This is a genomic window from Dellaglioa sp. CoH-57-MRSF-19, assembly GCF_056781975.1.
In genome coordinates this window covers 1-267 of the sequence record NZ_JBXAXW010000280.1, presented here as the reverse complement: position 1 = coordinate 267, position 267 = coordinate 1, and the positions used below count along the sequence as shown (strand labels likewise).

Here is a 267-nt window from a genome sequence, read left to right as displayed (position 1 = left end):
GCAGCCAGAAGATCGGTTGCGGGAATCGCAAACTGGCCGGCTTGCGCCTGAACGTGCAGCAACTTAGCCAACACCGCAGCCTTGAAGCCACGGTTCAGCTTCAGCTTCTTGACTTCGGCAAACACCGCCTTGTTCGCGTTGTTCCACCACAGTTTCGGGTGCTTTGCGCCATTAAGCACGTCCATACCCATGATGAACTGCGCGATCCACACTAGCTTCTCCACGAATCCGAACTGATCTTGAACATCGAGCAGTGCTGTATAGGCA

1 protein-coding gene is annotated in these 267 nt (G+C 54.7%); it reads right to left on the bottom strand.

All coding sequences use genetic code 11. The features are described from left to right. A partial coding sequence (locus AC1RO3_RS09235) for a hypothetical protein (protein ID WP_481764124.1) occupies positions 1–267 on the bottom strand: 267 nt, incomplete at both ends.